Source organism: Actinoallomurus iriomotensis, assembly GCF_030269445.1.
GTDB lineage: Bacteria > Actinomycetota > Actinomycetes > Streptosporangiales > Streptosporangiaceae > Actinoallomurus > Actinoallomurus iriomotensis.
The window spans coordinates 211,280-227,626 of record NZ_BSTJ01000017.1 but is presented as its reverse complement, the minus strand read 5'-3'; the positions used below and the strand labels follow the sequence as shown (position 1 = coordinate 227,626).

Annotated in this window: 14 protein-coding genes; 6 read left to right on the top strand and 8 right to left on the bottom strand. The window is 74.1% G+C overall.

Features of this window, described 5'->3' with window-relative positions:
* Positions 1 to 194 precede the first annotated feature (194 nt).
* The 3 genes from QSK37_RS47070 (at position 195) to QSK37_RS47060 (ending at position 3,613) form a co-directional block, all read left to right on the top strand.
* On the top strand, positions 195 to 1,718 hold the full coding sequence (locus QSK37_RS47070; RefSeq protein WP_285635342.1) for a class I adenylate-forming enzyme family protein: 1,524 nt from the start codon (positions 195 to 197) through the stop codon (positions 1,716 to 1,718).
* The gene (locus QSK37_RS47065; protein ID WP_285635340.1) at positions 1,715 to 2,485 is read left to right on the top strand and encodes a crotonase/enoyl-CoA hydratase family protein; all 771 of its coding nucleotides are present in this window, start codon (positions 1,715 to 1,717) and stop codon (positions 2,483 to 2,485) included. Before QSK37_RS47070 ends, QSK37_RS47065 begins: the two co-directional genes overlap by 4 nt.
* 204 nt (positions 2,486 to 2,689) lie before the next feature.
* Positions 2,690 to 3,613 (top strand): hypothetical protein, encoded by a 924-nt coding sequence (locus tag QSK37_RS47060; RefSeq protein WP_285635337.1) that lies wholly within the window; start codon positions 2,690 to 2,692, stop codon positions 3,611 to 3,613.
* Here the strand turns inward: QSK37_RS47060 and QSK37_RS47055 are convergent.
* The 5 genes from QSK37_RS47055 to QSK37_RS47035 are packed head-to-tail and all read right to left on the bottom strand — an operon-like array spanning position 3,571 to position 7,651.
* The gene (locus QSK37_RS47055) at positions 3,571 to 4,941 is read right to left on the bottom strand and encodes a cytochrome P450 (RefSeq protein ID WP_285635334.1); all 1,371 of its coding nucleotides are present in this window, start codon (positions 4,939 to 4,941) and stop codon (positions 3,571 to 3,573) included. The genes QSK37_RS47060 and QSK37_RS47055 overlap by 43 nt on opposite strands.
* Positions 4,938 to 5,537: a GTP-binding protein gene (locus tag QSK37_RS47050; protein ID WP_285635331.1), complete on the bottom strand. Its 600-nt coding sequence runs from the start codon at positions 5,535 to 5,537 to the stop codon at positions 4,938 to 4,940. The genes QSK37_RS47055 and QSK37_RS47050 overlap by 4 nt, the downstream gene beginning before the upstream one ends.
* A complete protein-coding gene (locus QSK37_RS47045) occupies positions 5,515 to 5,868 on the bottom strand; it encodes a DUF742 domain-containing protein (protein ID WP_285635328.1) in 354 nt (117 codons plus the stop codon). The genes QSK37_RS47050 and QSK37_RS47045 overlap by 23 nt, the downstream gene beginning before the upstream one ends.
* A complete protein-coding gene (locus QSK37_RS47040; protein ID WP_285574754.1) occupies positions 5,865 to 6,278 on the bottom strand; it encodes a roadblock/LC7 domain-containing protein in 414 nt (137 codons plus the stop codon). Before QSK37_RS47040 ends, QSK37_RS47045 begins: the two co-directional genes overlap by 4 nt.
* Positions 6,275 to 7,651, bottom strand: a complete 1,377-nt coding sequence (locus tag QSK37_RS47035; protein ID WP_285635324.1) for an ATP-binding protein — start codon at positions 7,649 to 7,651, stop codon at positions 6,275 to 6,277. Before QSK37_RS47035 ends, QSK37_RS47040 begins: the two co-directional genes overlap by 4 nt.
* A 314-nt stretch (positions 7,652 to 7,965) precedes the next feature.
* On the opposite strand from QSK37_RS47035, the gene QSK37_RS47030 reads away from it, so the two are divergent.
* Positions 7,966 to 9,054 carry a PP2C family protein-serine/threonine phosphatase gene (locus QSK37_RS47030; protein ID WP_285635321.1) on the top strand — a complete coding sequence of 363 codons (1,089 nt, stop codon included), beginning with the start codon at positions 7,966 to 7,968 and terminating at the stop codon, positions 9,052 to 9,054.
* 104 nt (positions 9,055 to 9,158) lie between these two features.
* Positions 9,159 to 9,941, top strand: coding sequence for a DUF899 domain-containing protein (locus tag QSK37_RS47025; RefSeq protein ID WP_285635318.1), 783 nt, complete (start codon positions 9,159 to 9,161; stop codon positions 9,939 to 9,941).
* A gap of 19 nt (positions 9,942 to 9,960) precedes the next feature.
* Here the strand turns inward: QSK37_RS47025 and QSK37_RS47020 are convergent, their stop codons facing one another.
* On the bottom strand, positions 9,961 to 11,640 hold the full coding sequence (locus QSK37_RS47020; RefSeq protein WP_285635317.1) for a PucR family transcriptional regulator: 1,680 nt from the start codon (positions 11,638 to 11,640) through the stop codon (positions 9,961 to 9,963).
* A 276-nt stretch (positions 11,641 to 11,916) separates the two neighbouring features.
* Between QSK37_RS47020 and QSK37_RS47015 the strand changes: the two genes are divergently transcribed.
* Positions 11,917 to 14,655 carry a helix-turn-helix transcriptional regulator gene (locus tag QSK37_RS47015; protein ID WP_285635315.1) on the top strand — a complete coding sequence of 913 codons (2,739 nt, stop codon included), beginning with the start codon at positions 11,917 to 11,919 and terminating at the stop codon, positions 14,653 to 14,655.
* A gap of 10 nt (positions 14,656 to 14,665) precedes the next feature.
* Here the strand turns inward: QSK37_RS47015 and QSK37_RS47010 are convergent, their stop codons facing one another.
* Together QSK37_RS47010 and QSK37_RS47005 are read right to left on the bottom strand one after the other, a co-directional pair.
* Entirely contained in the window at positions 14,666 to 15,319 is a 654-nt protein-coding gene (locus tag QSK37_RS47010; protein ID WP_285635313.1) for a nucleotide exchange factor GrpE, read from the bottom strand.
* Between the two features lie 100 nt (positions 15,320 to 15,419).
* Entirely contained in the window at positions 15,420 to 16,289 is an 870-nt protein-coding gene (locus QSK37_RS47005; RefSeq protein ID WP_285635311.1) for a LysR family transcriptional regulator, read from the bottom strand.
* Between the last annotated feature and the right edge of the window lie 58 nt (positions 16,290 to 16,347).

Below are 16,347 nucleotides of genomic sequence, written 5' to 3'. Positions count from 1 at the left end.
GGCGCATGAAAGCCAGCGTGGCCGATCACCGACGCGAACCGGCGATCAGCGGGCGTCCTGGTGCGATTCCGCCCGTTCCAGGTGCCTCCCGGAATTCCTGGTGCGTTCCTGGAATCCCCCCGGACGGTCCGGCCGGATTAGTGCGACGACGTCGCGGACGGTTGGATGTACGCATTCGGCGCCGAGGAGGACGCATGCTGACCGTCGACATGGTGAGGGCCGGAGCACGCCGGCATCGGGACCGCGTGGCGATCCGGTACGGGGACCGGTCATTGACGTTCCGCCAGGTCGACGAGGCGGCCAACCGGATGGCCAACGTACTCCTGGGCATGGGCGTCGAGCCGGGCGAACGCGTCGGGCTGCTGCTCGGCAACGGGCTCTGGACGGTGCCGCTGGACTTCGCGTGCCTCAAGGCGCGGGCGTGCCGCGTGCCGCTGAACGCCCGGCTGTCGGCGGAGGAGCACGCGCGGATGCTCGCCGACGCCGGGGTGCGCACGCTTGTGCACGAGTCCGCGCTGACCGGACGCGCCGACGAGCTGAGCGAACGCCTCGACGGGCTGCGCACGCTCGGGCTCGGCGACCTGCTGGAGCAGACGCACGCGGCGTCGGCGGCCGATCCGCGTCTGCCCGCGCGGCCCGACGACGTGATCCTCGCCCTCTACACCTCCGGCACGACGGGCACGCTCAAGGCGGCGCAACATACCCAGGCGAGCTATGCCGCGATCGTCGCCAACATCATGGCCAACCTGGTCAGCCCGGCGCCCGACGACGTGATGCTGCACGCGGCGCCGCTGATCCACGCGAGCGGCACGTTCGTGCTGCCGTTCTGGCTGCGCGGCGCGCAGGCGGCCGTACTCGACGGCTTCGACCCGCAGGCGTACCTCGCGGCGATCCCCGAACACGGCGTCACGCACGCGAACCTCGTGCCGACCATGCTCCAGATGCTGCTGGCCGCCGGTGGCGCCACCGCGGAGACCGGCCGCCTGCGTTCGGTGATCTACGGCGCCTCGCCGATGCCGCGCCCGGTCATCGAGGAGGCGATGGCGGCCTGGGGCCCGATCTTCACCCAGTACTACGGGCAGACCGAGGCTCCGCTGTGCCTGTCGGTGCTGCCCGCCGCCGACCACGTCGGGCCGGACGCGCCGCTCGGCTCGTGCGGGCACCCGTCCGTGGACGCGGAGATCCGGCTGGTCGACGAGCACGGCGCCGACGTGGCGGACGGCGAGCCGGGCGAGATCGCGGTACGCGCGCCGTTCGCGATGGCCGGTTACCTGAACGCGCCGGAACTGAACGCCACGACCTTCCTGGGCGACGGCTGGCTGCGCACCCGCGACGTGGCGCGCTTCGACGACCGCGGCTACCTCTACCTGGTCGACCGCACCTCGGACATGATCGTCAGCGGCGCGTACAACGTCTATCCGCGGGAGGTCGAGGACGCTCTGCACTCCCACCCGGCCGTGGCCGAGTGCGCCGTCGTCGGCGCGCCGGACGAGCGCTGGGTGGAGGCCGTGGTGGCGTTCGTGGTGCCCCGGCCGGGCGTCACGGTGACCGGCGCCGAACTCACCGCGCACGTACGGGCCCGGCTCGCCGGGTACAAGGTGCCCAAACGGGTGGAGTTCGTCGCGGCGATCCCCAAGAGCGGTGTGGGCAAGGTCCTCCGCCGGGCGTTGCGCGACCCGCTCTGGGCGGGCGTGGAGCGTACGGGAGGGGACCGATGATCCGCGTCGAGCGTGCGGGCGCGGTCACCACGGTGGTGATCGACCGGCCCGAGGTGCGCAACGCCGTCGACCCCGAGCACGCGGCCGAGCTGTACGCGGCGTTCACCGCCTTCGACGCCGACCCGGAGGCGAGCGTCGCGGTGCTGTACGGCGAGGGCGGCACGTTCTGCGCGGGAGCGGACCTGAAGGCCGTCTCGGCGGGCCGGTTCGACGTGGCCGCGCCGGAGGAGTCCGACCGCGGCCCGATGGGCCCGACCCGGCTGCGGCTGTCCAAGCCGGTGATCGCCGCCGTCGCCGGACACGCGGTCGCGGGCGGCCTCGAACTGGCCCTGTGGTGCGACCTGCGCGTCGCCGAGGAAGATGCGATCTTCGGCGTCTTCTGCCGCCGCTGGGGCGTACCCCTGATCGACGGCGGCACCGTACGCCTGCCGCGCCTGATCGGCCTGAGCGCGGCCATGGACATGATCCTCACCGGCCGCCCGGTCGGCGCGCAGGAGGCCTCCCGCCTGGGTCTGGCCAACCGCGTGGTCCCGGCCGGCGAGGCGCGGGAACGCGCCGAGGAGCTGGCGGCGGAGGTCGCCCGCTTCCCGCAGCTCTGCATGCGCCACGACCGCCTGTCCGCCTACGAGCAGGCGGGCCTGCCGATGGAGACCGCGATGGCGAACGAGTGGCGCCACGGCGAGGTCGCCCTCGACGCCGAGGCCCGCCAGGGCGCCACCCGCTTCGCGAAGGGCAGCGGCCGGCACGGCGACTTCGACGCCATCTGAGCGCATCGACCCCGGACGCCCTCGCGGCCGAGGCCGACCGCCTCTCCGTCCACGTCCAGGCCGCGACCTCCAGGCTCCGCGCACGCCGGTTCCGCCTCTCGGAGGGAACGGCATGACGGGCCCGGACGAGAGCCTGATCGTCGAGAGGTACCGCGCGCTGCCGCGCATCCTCCCGCCGTCCTACCGGGCGGCACGGGAGAGGAGATGGTCGCGGCCTTCGCCGAAGGCGTGGGCGACACGGAGGAGGAACGCCTCGGCCGGCCGGCGCCGGGCGAGACGGCCAGCGTGGTCGCGCTCGCGGTCCGCCTCTGGTTCGGTGGCGTAGGCGCGCCGCCGCGCCTGCTCGCCTTCGGGCAGACCGTCCGGCTGTTCGCCGTCCTCGGCGTCCTCGCCCAGGCGGTCCTGGCCGCCGCGGGAGCGCTCGGGCTGCTGACCACCGTCTTCTTCGGATCCGACGAGGCGCGAGAGGTCCTGCGGACGGCGTACGGCGAGTCGGGCTCGATCGACGCCGCCGCGCGCGTCGCCTGGCACCTGCTGGACCTGCTCCGGGTCCCCGTCTACGTGGCGGTGGTGCGCGGGCATCGCCGTGCGGCACGTCTGCTCGCGGTCCTCGCCGCCGTGCCGCCGCTGCTGCGGTGGGCCATGCCGTTCGTGTGGCCGTGGCACGTCGTGATCCTCGCCCTGGTCACCGTGCTGCTGCCCGCGCCGGCGCTCGCGGTGGCGTTCCATCGGGACGCGCCGGCCGTACGCCCCCTCGGCGGGCTCGCCGCGCTGCCGGTCGGCGCGGCCGCCGTCTTCGCCGTGCCCTGGCTGGTCCCGAGCCTGATCCCGGACCCGGACGGCGTCTGCTGCTGGGTCGCGCTCGGCACCGGAGTCGTCTGCCTGCTCCGCTCCCGGTCGTCGGCCGACGGCGAGGCCGGGCACCGTTCGGCGGCCGTCGCGCTGTACGCGACGCTCGTCCTCATCGTGCGGCTGTCCTCGGCCGACGCCGGCGACGCCGTTCCGTACGCCGATCTCATCGCGTACGGGCAGGCCGCGGCCCTGCTGGTCCTGGCCTGCGCGCTCGCCGTCCGTACGGCCGTGGGTCAGCCGTGGCGGAGCCAGCTCCGGGTGGCGCGGCGCAGGTGACCGAGCCGTGACGTCGGCCCGTGCGCGGACCTGCGGGCGCTCAGGACGGCCGCCAGACCCGCCTTCGGAGCGGGCACGTCGGCCGCCGGTGTGGAAGCCGCGTCCCCCCGTGTGACCGCCACCGGCGGGAAGTTGACCGGCAGCGAGTGCAGCGCGCGGTGGAACGGGCCCGGTCGCCACTTCAGCATGTGCGCCGGCACGGCGAGTTCCATGTCCGGCAGGGCGTCGAGAACCTTCTCGATGGCCGCCGAGGCGATGAGGCGGGCCTGGCCCTGGGCCGGGCAGGTGTGCGGGCCGGCGCTCCAGGACAGGTGAGCGCGGTTGCCCCCACGGTGTTCCGTGGCCAGGGCCGGGTCGGTGTTCGCGGCGGCGAGACTGATCACGACCGGCTGGTCCTTCGGCAGCGTCACACCGCGGAAGTCGACGTCTTCGGCCGGGTAGGTCATCGCGAAGTTGGCGAGCGGCGGGTCGGTCCACAGGATCTCGTCGAGCGCGTCCTCGACCTGGAGGTTGCCGCCGGACAGGTCGCCGGCGAAGCGCTCGTCCGACAGCAGCAGCCGCAGGCCGTTCACGATCAGGTTCTGGAGCGGCTCGGTACCGGCGCCGAGGAGGGTGAGGATCTGGTGCATCATCTCCTCGTCGGTGAGCTCCACGGAGTGCTCGGCCAGCCAGGAGGTGACGTCCTGGGCGGGTTCCCGCCGCTTGAGCCGCACCAGCTCCAGGACGGCGTCCCGCATGATCTCGTTCGACTGCTTGGCGTTGACGGTGTCGAAGATGCCGCTCATGCCTTGCACGAGACGGTCGCCGATGTCCGGCGGGCAGCCGAACATCTCGTTGAAGACCAGCAGCGGCAGCACGCGCGCATAGTCGGCGACCAGGTCGCCGGCGCCCCGGCCCGCGAAGCGGCCGATGAGGATCTCGGCGCTCTTCTCGACGTACCCGCGCAGCGCGAACAGGTCGACGCGGTCCAGGCTGTCGGTGACGGCCAGCCGCAGCCGGCTGTGGGCGGCGCCGTCGGCGTGCCGGCAGTTCGGGCGGTACATCATCAGTGGCAGCACCGGGCAGTCCTCCGGCACCGTCTGCTGCCAGCCGCGCGGGTCCTTGCGGAACGTCGTCGGGTCGCGCAGCACCCGCAGGGCCTCGTTGTACCCGGTGACGAGGGACGCGGGCACGCCCGGGGACAGGTCGACCGGCACGATGGGGCCTCGCGCGCGCAGGCGCTCGTACACGGCGGGTGCCTCGTCGGCCAGCTGGTACAGCGGGTACCGGTCGCCGTGCGCGGGGCAGCCCGGCGGCGGGGTGCCGGCCGGTGACGGATCGCCGGTCACGCGGACTCCCGCTTCTTGCTCTCGATCAGGTACTCGACGAGCGAGATCAGCGCCTGGGTCGAGGACGCCGGGTCGCGCGCGTCGCACCTGACGAGGGGCGTGGTCGGCAGCAGGTCGAGTGCGTCGCGCAGCTCTTCCTCCGGGAACATCGGCGCGCCGTCGAACTCGTTGATCGCCACGGCGTACGGCAGGCCGCGCTCCTCCAGGAGCGTCATCACGTCGAAGGATTCCTCGATGCGACGCGTGTCGGCGAGCACCAGCGCGCCGAGGGCGCCGCGTGCCAGATCGTGCCACAGCGCCTTGAAGCGCTCCTGGCCCGGCGCGCCGAACAGGTACAGCACGAGGTCGTCGCTGAGCGTGAGGCGGCCGAAGTCCATGGCGACCGTGGTGGTGGTCTTCTCCGGCACACCGGTCAGGTCGTCGACGGCCTCGCCGACCTGCGTCATCTGCTCCTCGGTGCGCAGCGGTTTGATCTCCGACAGCGCTCCGACGAGCGTGGTCTTGCCGACCGCGAAGTGCCCAACGATCAGGATCTTCACGGAGTGGCGCACGCTCTCGCGCACGTACAGACGGTCAGAGACGAGCGCGGAGCCCATCCAATACCTCCCTGAGCAGATGGTCCGACGGCTCGGCGGGCTCGGCAGCGGACGCGCGGGTCACGATGTGCCCGCTGTCCACGAGGTCGGACAGCAGAACCTTGGTAACGCTGACGGGCAGTGCGAGATGGGCGGCGACCTCGGCGACCGAGAGTGCGCCGCCCTGACACAGCTCCATCACCTTGCGTTTCTCCGGGCTCAGCCCGGCGACCTGGGTACGGCTCGCGATCACGAGAGTGACCAGGTCGAAGATGTTGCGGGTCGGGTGCGCGCGGCCTCCCGTGACGACGTGGGGCCGGACCAGCGCACGGTCGTGCCGCGGCGGGCTCACCGGACGCCGCCCAGATCACCTCTCGGCGGGGTGGTGAGCTCCTTGCCCAGACGCTGCACGAGCTCCTGCAGCCGGAAGGACACGGCCTCCATGTCGACGTTCTCGGTGGCCGAGACGGCCAGGTACGCGCCCGGGCCCGCGGCGACGAGGAAGACGTACCCGTCGTCGAACTCGGTGACCGTCTGCCGCCACGTGGTCTCCGCCTGGCTGCAGAACTCCGCCGTGCTCCGGGCGAGCGACTGCAGGCCCGCCATGCCGGCGGCGTGGCGTTCGGCGTTGTCCACGCTGATCCGCTCGGAGTGGGCCATCAGCAGTCCGTCGGCGGAGAGCAGCACGGCGTGGCGCGTCTCCGGCATCTTCAGGGCATCGTCGAGCATCCAGCCGAGCTTGTTGGTCGCGGCGTCGTTCATTCCGGCGATTTCCCTTCGGAGTCATGCGAGACGGTGGCGCGGCCGGACCTGGTGCCGCGCTGCCAGGCGCCCAGCCCGGCGGCGGTCTGCCGGGCCGGACGGACGGGTTCACCGGGCGGTACCGAACCCGGCTGCGGGGCCGGCCGCCCTGGCGCGGCCGCCGGAGCCGGCGGGGCCGCGTTCGTGTTGTGGTCGGCCGTGGACACGCGGCGCCGGCGCGGCAGGCCGCCCGCGGTCAGCGACGGCTGCTGCTCCACCGGGGCGCCGGAGGGCTCAGGCACCGGCTCACGCCGGGCCGGCGCGGGCGCGGGCGCGGGCGCCGCGACCGCGGCCTTGGGGCGGTCCTCGATGCGGGTCAGCAGCCCCGTGGGCAGGAAGACCACGGCCCGCACGCCGCCGTACGGCGAGCGCGTGTCCACCGAAACGTGGAAGCCGTACCGGGCCGCGAGCACGCCGATGACGGCGAACCCGACCTGCGGCGGGTCGCCGAGCCGGTTGATGTCCACCGTTTCCTGACCGGCGAGGAGGCGTTCGGCCCGCTTCAGCTCCTCGGTGGTCATCGCGACGCCCGCGTCGTCGATGACGATCGCCATCCCGTTGTGCGCCGGCTGGAAGTTCACCTCGACCGGGGTGTTCGGCTGCGAGTGCCGCGCCGCGTTGTCGAGCAGCTCGGCGAGGGCGAGCACGACCGGCTCGACCGCGCGGCTGACGACGGCGTCACTCACCTGGGAGTGGACCTGGACCCGGAGGTAGTCACGGATCCGGGAGGTGGCGCCGCGTACGACGTCGGTGAGCGGTGAGGCGGACCGCTGCAGGCCCGGCCAGGATCCGCAGAGCACGGCGCTGACCTGGGCGCGGCGGCCGAGCTGCGCGTTCATGTGGTCGATCTTGAGCAGGCCCTCGAGCACGTCCGGGTCGTCGTGCTGGGCCTGCATCCGGGAGATCGCCAGTTGCTGTTCGTTGGCCAGGCTCTGCACGCCGCGCATCATCGCCTTCAGCGTGGCCTTGGCGGACTCGTCGGCGCGCGCCTTGGCCCGGCCGCCGGCCTCGGAGAACATCTCGATGACCTTGTCCAGATGCCGCCCGTACGGGACGTCGCGCAGCCGGGGGTTCAGCGGGCCCGGAACGTCGACCGGCCGGCCGTTCAGGGACTGGACCAGGGCGGGCAGGCGCGCGGTGACCAGGTGTGCGATCTCGTTCTCCCGGACGCCCACACCGCTTTCGAGCAGGCCGATCCGGTTGCGCAGGCGCTTGGTGGTCTGCCGCTGGCGTACCAGCATGGCCACGACGACGAATGTGACCACGGCGAGACAACACACCGCTGCCACCAACAGTTGTTGCTCCATCAGATCCTCGCGGGCGGTGAGACTCAAGACAGGAACGGTTGTCGGGCCGGATCGGTTACGGGGTCGCTCCGCCGGTCCGGGTGGGAAGACACCCATGCCGCCCGGTCCGGACGAAAGCGCACTGTTCTGGTCACATCCGCGTGATCTTACGACCCCGGCGAGCAACGTTGGGGCCATTCCGCCCACTTGGGTGGCGTCTCCCCCTATATAGGGAGGTCGGCCCCGGGGCGATGCCGGGTGACGGTCGGCGGCGAATCCGCCGGGGTAAATAGATTCACGTGCACCATCGGGAGGCCGAGAACCTCTTCCGCTCACCGTGGCGACCGGGTCACATGTGGCGATTGACCCCGATCCTGTACATCGTCGCCATCGTGGTGGCCGACGCCCTTCTGCCCGCCAACGTCCACCTCGGCCCGCTGCTGGCGGTGGCCCCGGCCCTGACCGCCATGGTCGCCGGCCCGTGGACGACCGCCTTCTCGGGGCTGCTGGCGCTGCTGGCGCTGCTGTTCGCCGGGCGGCTGCGCGGCGGGCTGAGCACCCTCAACCACCAGGTGCAGATCAGCGCACTCGTGCTGATCACGTGTTTCCTGGTGGTCTACTGCCTGCTCCGCGACCGGCGCCAGCGGGAGCTCGCGCAGGTCCGGTCGGTGTCGGAGGCCGCGCAGCGCGTCGTGCTCCGCCCGATGCCGGCCCGGATCGGGCCGCTGCGCGTCGCCTCGGTCTACATCGCCGCGGCGGCCGAGGCCCGCATCGGCGGAGACCTGTACGCCGTCGCCCGCACCGACGGCGCGAGCCGCCTGCTCATCGGCGACGTACGCGGGAAGGGGCTGGCGGCGATCAGCGACGCCGCGGCCGTGCTGTGCGCGTTCCGCGAGGCCGCGCACCGGTGTGTCGGCCTCCCCGCGCTCGTCGGCAATCTGGAGGAGAGCGTCACCCGCAACCTCGCCGAACTCGGCGGCACGGACTCTCCGCACGCCGTGGAGTTCTTCATCACCGCCGCGGTGGCCGAGGTGCCCGACGACGAGCCGGTGGTACGCCTGATCAGCCGGGGTCACCCGCCACCACTGGTGCTGCGCGGACGGCGGGTGCTCAAACCACGGTTCCAGGACCCCGCACCGCCGCTGGGGATGACCGAGCTGATCGCGAGTGACCACTCCGTGGAGACCCTGCCGTTCCGCCCCGGGGACCTGCTCGTGCTCTACACCGACGGGGTCATCGAGGCCCGGAACCGATCCGGCGCGTTCTACCCGCTCGCGGAGCGTCTCGAGTCATGGCAGGACGGCGATCCGGAGGCACTGGTCCACCACCTCCGCACCGATCTCCTCGCGTACGTGGGCGGCCGCCTGCCCGACGACGCCGCCGTGGTCGTGGTCGAACGCGCCGACCAGACACCGGACGTCGGGCCCTTCCCCGACCTGTCCACCTACTGACCTCCGCCGCCGCGATGAGTTCCGGCCGGGTCGGGAGTCTGTACCGGTGACCGTCCCAGGACGTCGGGCGCCGCCGCCCGGCACGAGACACCACGGAGAACACCATGACGATCACGCCGGACGACCCGACCACCGCGCTGCCCGGCCGCCCGCCCGTCGTCGACCTGGCCACCTGGCAGGCCGCCCGCGACGAGCTCCTGGTCCGCGAGAAGGCCCACACCCGCCAGGGCGACGCCCTGGCGGCGGCCCGCCGCCGGCTGCCGATGGTGGAGTTCGACGGGACGGTGGAGGTCGTCGGGCCCGACGGCCCGGTCCCGTTCCTGGACCTGTTCCAGGGCCGCGACGAACTCGTGGTCTACAAGCACATGTGGCACGACGGCGCGCCGCACCAGGGGCAGTGCGAGGGCTGCACCAACATCGCCTGGCACCTGAAGGACGCGGTCTACCTCAACGCCCGCGGCGTCTCGTTCGCCATCGTGACCACGGGCCGGTGGGAGGAGGTGGCCCCCTACGTCGAGTTCATGGGCTACACCCAGCCCTGGTACTCGGTGCGCGACGTGGACGCGCCGATCGGTGGGGACATGGGATACCTCACCTGCTTCCTGCGCGACGGCGACCGCGCGTTCCTCACCTACTCCACGACGGGCCGGGGCAACGAGGCGGTCGCCGGGTTCTTCAGCCTGCTCGACATGACGCCGTACGGCCGCCGCGAGGCCTGGGAGGACCAGCCCGAGGGACGGCCCGAGGGACGGCACGCGTGCTGGTACTGGCGCTCGGACGCGGACGGGAACGCCACCTGGGGCCCGACCAGCCGCCCCGTCCCCCAGTGGACCCGCCCCGGTGCGACCCCGGTCCAGACCCTCGGCCGGAGCGACCACGACCACTGACGCGACGGCGCGGAAGGGGTCAGGGGCGTTCGGCGCGGAGGGCGGCGAGAGTGTTCCAGGCGCGGGTCGCCAACTGGAGGTTGAAGTACGTGTCCGGGTCGGCCAGGTCGTGGCCGGAGATCTCGCGGATCCGGCGCAGGCGATACTTCAGCGTGCTGCGGTGGATCGCCAGCGCCGACGTCGTCGCCTCGTAGCTGCGCCCGCACTCCAGATAGCGGCTCAGCGTCCCCACCAGCCCCGACCCCTTGCGGGCGTCGTAGTCCAGCAGGTTCCCGAGCCACTCGCGGACGAAGCCCTCGACCGTCGCGGGCTCGCCCACGTCCGCGAGCAGCCGGTACACCCCCAGCCGGTCGAACTCCGTGGCCTGGTGATCGCCCGTGACGGCGGTCTGGAGCCGCAGCGCCAGCCGGGCCTCGTGGTAGGAGCGCGGCAGGTCCAGCGGCCGGTCGTACGCCCCGCCGACGCCGATCCGGCACAGGCCGCCGCCCAGTTCCCGGCGTACGGCCTCGCGGAAGCGCGACCACGGCCGGTCGGTGTCGGACAGCACGACCACCTCCCGGCCCCGTACGGCGAACAGCGAACCGACCCCCGTGTCCCGCATCGCGGCGGCGACGGCGCGCCCGAACCCCTCGTCGGCCGGGCCCACGACGACGATCACCCGGTGCGGCCGCCGCAGGTCGTAGCCGAGGGCGTCGGCGCGGGCCAGCACGGTCTCCTCGCTCGCGCCGGACAGGAGTTCCTCGACCAGGTCACGCCCGAGGCGCAGTTCGGCCTCGGCGACGTTGTGCAGGTGGGCGAGTTCGAGGCCGAGGACGGTCGCGGCGTGCTGGAGGGCGACGCGTTCGGAGCGGCCGGCCGACTCGCCCGGGTCGATCAGGGCGAGCAGGCCGAGAACGTCGTCGCGCGGGCCGGCCGTGACGACGAGACGGTCCTGGCGCCGCAGGGGCCGGGACGAGCGCAGCGCCTCGTTCAGTGTCCGCTCGCGCGACTCCCACGGCTCCTTCGGATACGGGTCGGGGCGGCGCGGCCCGGCCCAGGCCCGCAGGTTCCCGTACCGGTCCTCGACGGCGATCGGGTACCCGGTCAGCTCGTGCAGTGCGATCGCGATGCCCTCGGGCCCCTCGCCCGCCGCCGCGACGCGGGTGAGGCGCTCGTGCACGGTCGTGCTGAACTCCAGTTCGGCGACGGTCTCGGCGAGCGCGGCGTTGGCGGCCCGCAGCCGTTCGGCGTCGGCCCGCTGGCAGGCCCGCTGCCGGGCGCCGGCGATCGCGATCCCCGCCTGCTGGGCCAGCACCCGCAGCAGGAACTGTTCCGCCGAGGACGGTTCGCCGCCGGCGCTCGCCACCAGGTAGCCGAGATGACCGTCGAGGCTGCGCAGTGGGAACGCCCACGCCCACCCGCGTCCGAGCACCGCCACCGGCCCACCGGCCACGCTCAGCACCGCGAACTGCGTCTCCAGATCTCCCCGGGCGTCGGAGGTGGCGTGCACGCCCGGCACCGCCTGCCAGCCGCCGTCGGTGAGGTGGACGCCCTCCAGCCGGCACTGTCCGAGCGAGGGTACGGCCGTGGCCGCCAGCCCGAGGATGTGGTCCTGATCGTCGCTCTCGCTCATCACCATGGACAGGGCGAGGAGTGACCGCATGCCGGACAGTTGATCCTGCGGGGACGGGCCGGGCGGCGACTCCGGGATAATCGGCATCGCGACGCACCCCCCGTCCGTCGCGTGGCGGCGCGGCGGGTCCGGTCGCAACCCCAGAAAGCGCGATGACCAGCCATTTCCCCCCTCTTACCAGCATAGGTACCCAGTTTGTGCACCACCGGCCCCCAGGACCGGGATCACTGATCGTTTCGGCCCTCGGGGACACCCGTCAGGTCGGAGTACGCGGGGGCACGTGACGCCCGGACCGTACGGGCGCGCGGTTTTGGCCCCGCGGTGACCTGTCGGGGCCCTGGGCGCGCACCGGACGCTGAAGCCATGACGGCTACCGTGTCCCGTGATCCGGACCCCGCGGCGAGGACGATGCGCGGCCGGAGGCACGAATGGGCCACGGTGCTCGGGCTGCTGCGGGCGGCGGAGTCCGGGCGGCCGGGAACCCTCCTGGTGGAGGGCGAGCCGGGTACGGGCAAGAGCCTGCTGATGGATCAGGCGGTGCGCGAGGCCGCGTCGCGTGGGCTGATAACGGTCGCCGGCCGGGCACGGGAGTTCGGCTCGCCCGCGCCCGCCGAGCCGCTGCTGGCCGCCTTCGGCGAGCGGTCGCCGCCGGAGCCGTGGATCGAGCGGCTGCGGTCGGCCCTGGACCGGCGTGCCCGCGTGGGTCCCGTGCTGGTGGCGCTCGACGATCTGCAGTGGGCCGACCCGGACACGTTCGCCGCCCTGGAGCCCCTCGCGTCGCGGCGCACCCGGCACGCCGTGGCCTGGCTGCTGGTCCGGTGTACGGGCGCGGGCCCCGACGCCGCGGCCCGCCTGTTCGACCGCAGGGAGCGCGACGGCGCCGAGCGCCGCCGCCTCGGCCCGGTCGGCGACGACGCGGCGACCGAGATCGCGATCGACCTTTTGGGGGCGGTGCCCGACGCCGCACTGCTGGCCTCCGCCGCCGAGGCGGGCGGCAACCCCTTCCTCATCACCGAACTCCTGACCGGCCTTCGCGACGAGGGTGCGATCAGGGTCTCCGGCGGCCGCGCGCGCCTCTCCTCCGCGCGGCTGCCGGATCGAGTCCGCACCGGCGTGGCCCGCCGGGTCGGCGGACTCAGCCCCAGGACGCGCCACCTGCTGACAGTGAGCGCCGTCCTGGGGCGTTCCTTCTGCCCGGAGGACGTGGCCGAGATCCTCGGCACGACCCCGGCGGCGCTCGTACCCGGCCTGGAGGAACTGCTGGAGGCCGGGCTGCTGGCCGCCGCGCCGGCGGTTCTGCGCTTCCGGCACGAGCTGATCCGCCGCGTGGTCGTCGAGACGGTGCCGCCGCCGGTACGGCAGGCCCTGCACCGCCAGATCGGCGAGTTGCTGGCCGGGCGCGAGGACTCGGTGGCCTCGGCCGCCGCCCACCTCATCCGCGGCGTACGGCCGGGAGACGCGCGGGCCCTGGCCCGGCTCGACGAGGTGATCGCCTTCGTACTGCCGAGGTCGCCGAGGAACGCGGCGACGCTCGCCATGCACGCCCTGGAACTCACCGGCCCGGCCGAACCCGCACGGCCCGAGCGCACCCTCACCGCGGTCCGCGCCCTCACCGCCACGGACCGGCTGGATGAGGCCGCCCGGCTCGCGCGTGCCGCGTTCGACCGGCCGATGCCCGCGTCGGCCTGCGCGCGGCTGCACTGCGTGCTGGCGGAGATCCTGAGCCTGCGGGGACGCGACGACGAGGCGGCCGAAGAGGCGTCGGCGGCACTCGCCGAGCCCGGCCTGCCCGGCGGCCTGCGCGACGACGCCGAACTGGCTCTCCTCAACGCCAACGCGGGCTCCGGCACCCGCGAGCGCGCGCAGGCGATCGTCTCCTCCAAGGGCGAGCACGGCGACGCCCTGGTCGCCGGGGCCTTCATCACGCTCGCGCTGACCGAGTGGGACGCGGGCCGGCTGACGTCCGGCCTGGCGCTCGCCGAGGAGGCCGTACGCCGCGCGGTCGCCGCGGACACGCGCCGGGTCCATCCCCGGCTGGTCCTCGCCATGCTTCTCACCGACGCGCAGCGGCACGACACGGCGCGGACCGTCATGACGAGTGCCGGCGACGACACGCTGGGGCCGCTCGCGTGGTCGGCGGCGCCGGCCGTGCTGGCCGCTCGGGCGCACCTGGCGGCGGGCCGGTTCCACGAGGCGATCGCCGCCGCGGAGACGTGCCTGTCCTCGGCGGGCGGCCCGCGGCTGCTCGTGGCGTCCGCGCGGTCGGTGCTCGTCACGGCGTCGCTACGGGCCGGGAACGTGGGCGCCGCCCACGAGCACACGGCGGCGCACCGGACCGCCCGCGCCGCGCCGGGTTATCCGCACACCGCGCTCGCGCTGGCGGCGGCCCAGGTCACCGAGGCGCGGGAGGGAGCGGGACGGCTGGCCGGCGACTTCGGCGCGCTGTGCGAGCAGGTCCTGCGGCACCGCTGGACGCTGGTCGCCGATCCCGCGGCGGCGGCGTGGCTGGTCCGTACGGCGCCCGCCGTGGACGCCCGGCCCGCGGCCGAGGCCGTGGTCACCGCCGTGGAGCGCCTCGCCGCCGACAACCCGGCCTTCCCCGCGATCCGCGCCGCCGCGGACCACGCGCGGGGCCTGCTGGACGGCTCACCGGCGGCGCTGGGACGGGCCGCCGCGGACCACCTGGACCCGTGGGCACGGGCGTCGGCAACGGAGGACCTGGCCGTACTGGTCGCCGCGGACGAGGAGACCGCCGAGGCGAGACGCCGCGCGGTGGCCGCGTTCGACACGGCCCTGTCCGCGTACGAGACGATGGAGGCCGTCCGTGACGCGGCCCGGGTCCGCCGCCGGCTGCGGCGCCTGGGCGTACGCCGCCGGCACTGGAGCAGCACCGACCGCCCGGTCTCCGGCTGGGCGAGCCTCACCGACACCGAACGCGCCGTGTCGGAGCTGGTCGCCCAGGGCCTGACGAACCGTCAGGTGGCCGACCAGCTGTTCATGAGCGCGCACACGGTGGCGTTCCACCTGCGCCACGTGTTCCGCAAGCTGAACATCGGCTCCCGCGTGGAACTGGCCCGCCTCACCCTCCAGCGCAGCGCGTGAGACCTCGTCGTCAGGGCCGGCCTTCGGGGCGTCCCTTGGCGACCAGCACCTGTGCCGGTCGCAGCTGCCGCGCTCCCTCGCCGTACCCCGGCGCCAGCACCCGTACGACCGTGCCGTCCGGCGCGTCGGAGGGCACGACGGTGACCGCGTGGTGGCGCGCCGGATCGAACCGCGCGCCCATGTCCTCCTGGCGGGGGTAGCCGAGGCGGGCGATCACGTCGCGGGCCTGGTCGAGGACCGCGCGGACGCCCTGGATGACGGCGCCGGGCTCGGCGTCGGCGTGGTCGAGGGCGCGTTCGAGGTCGTCCAGGACCGGCAGCCACCGCGCGGTGGTACGGGCGCGTTCGGCGTCGCGTTCCTCCTGCAGGGCACGGACGGTGCGTTTGCGGAAGTTGTCCAGGTCTGCCAGCGCCCGCCGCCACCGGTCCTCCAGCTCGGAGATCTTGGCGGCGTGATCGTCCTGGGCCGGCGCGGCCTCCGGCTCCTCGGGGCCCGGCGTCTCCGTGTCGGGCCCGGCCCGGGCTTCGGGCTCCGATGCGCCGGCCTCCTGCGGCCAGGCGCCCTCCCCGCGGTCGTCGGCCTGCGGCGCGGTCTCGCCGCCCGGGTCACGTGGCCAGGCACGCGGCTCCTCCGGCACCGGCCCGGTGTCCTTCATCGGAGCCATGATCCTGCCTCCCTGACGGCCCGGCGACGACTCTCCTGCAACCGACGCTCGTCGCATGGGCGCGCGGGCACATCCTCAGACCTGGTAGCCCGGCCCTGTCTCAGCCGGTGAGCGCGGCGGCGAGGAGCGCGGCCGGGCCGTCGGTCAGGCCGCCGTGCAGCAGTTCGACGCGGTGGACGAGCCGGGGCACCGGGACCCCGGCCGCCACGCCGTCCAGCGCCGGTTCCGGCAGCAGCGCCAGCCCGTGCCCGGCGAGCGCGAGGGCGATCAGGCCGCGTACGTCGGTGCCCTCGTAGCGCAGTGAGGGCCGGAACCCGTCCGAGCCGCTCGCGGCACGCAGCCGGTCGAGGGGCATCGCGGCCTCGGGGGCGTCGATCCAGCGGGCGTCGGCCAGGTCGGCCAGGCGGAGCCCGCGCCGGCCCTCCAGCGGATGGCCGGGCGGCAGCAGGACGGCCAGCGGAGCCTGGGCCACCGCGACGGCGCTCAGCGGGCCCACGTCCGGCAGGGGCAGCGGGTCGGTCGGGGCCGCGACGCCGTCGACGAGGCCGAGGTCCAGGGTGCCGTCGGCGACCCGCGCCGCGATCTCGGTGCGTTCGAGCACCCGGACGGTCGGGGACACGAGCGGTCGCCGGGACCGTACCGCCGCCAGCGCGCCCGCGAGCCCGCCGCCGAGCGCCAGCGCGGAGGCGCCCACGACGAGGTGTTCGGCGGGCGCGGCGACGAGACGGGTGACGTCGGCGCGCGCGGCGGCGAGACGCAGGAGCAGCGGCTCGGCGTGTTCGAGCAGCCGGGCGCCCGCGTCGGTGAGCGCGACCGGGCGGCGGCGCAGCAGCGGCGTCCGCAGGTCGGTCTCGAGCGCGGCGACGTGCTGGGAGACGGCCGACTGCGTGTAGCCGAGCTCGGTCGCCGCGGCGGTGAACGAGCCGTGCCGGGCCACCGCCACGAACGTGCGGAGCAGGTGCGTGTCCACGCCACATAAGTATCACTGATGACAAGTCACGAGATCATCGTTGGCGCTGAACTCGCTC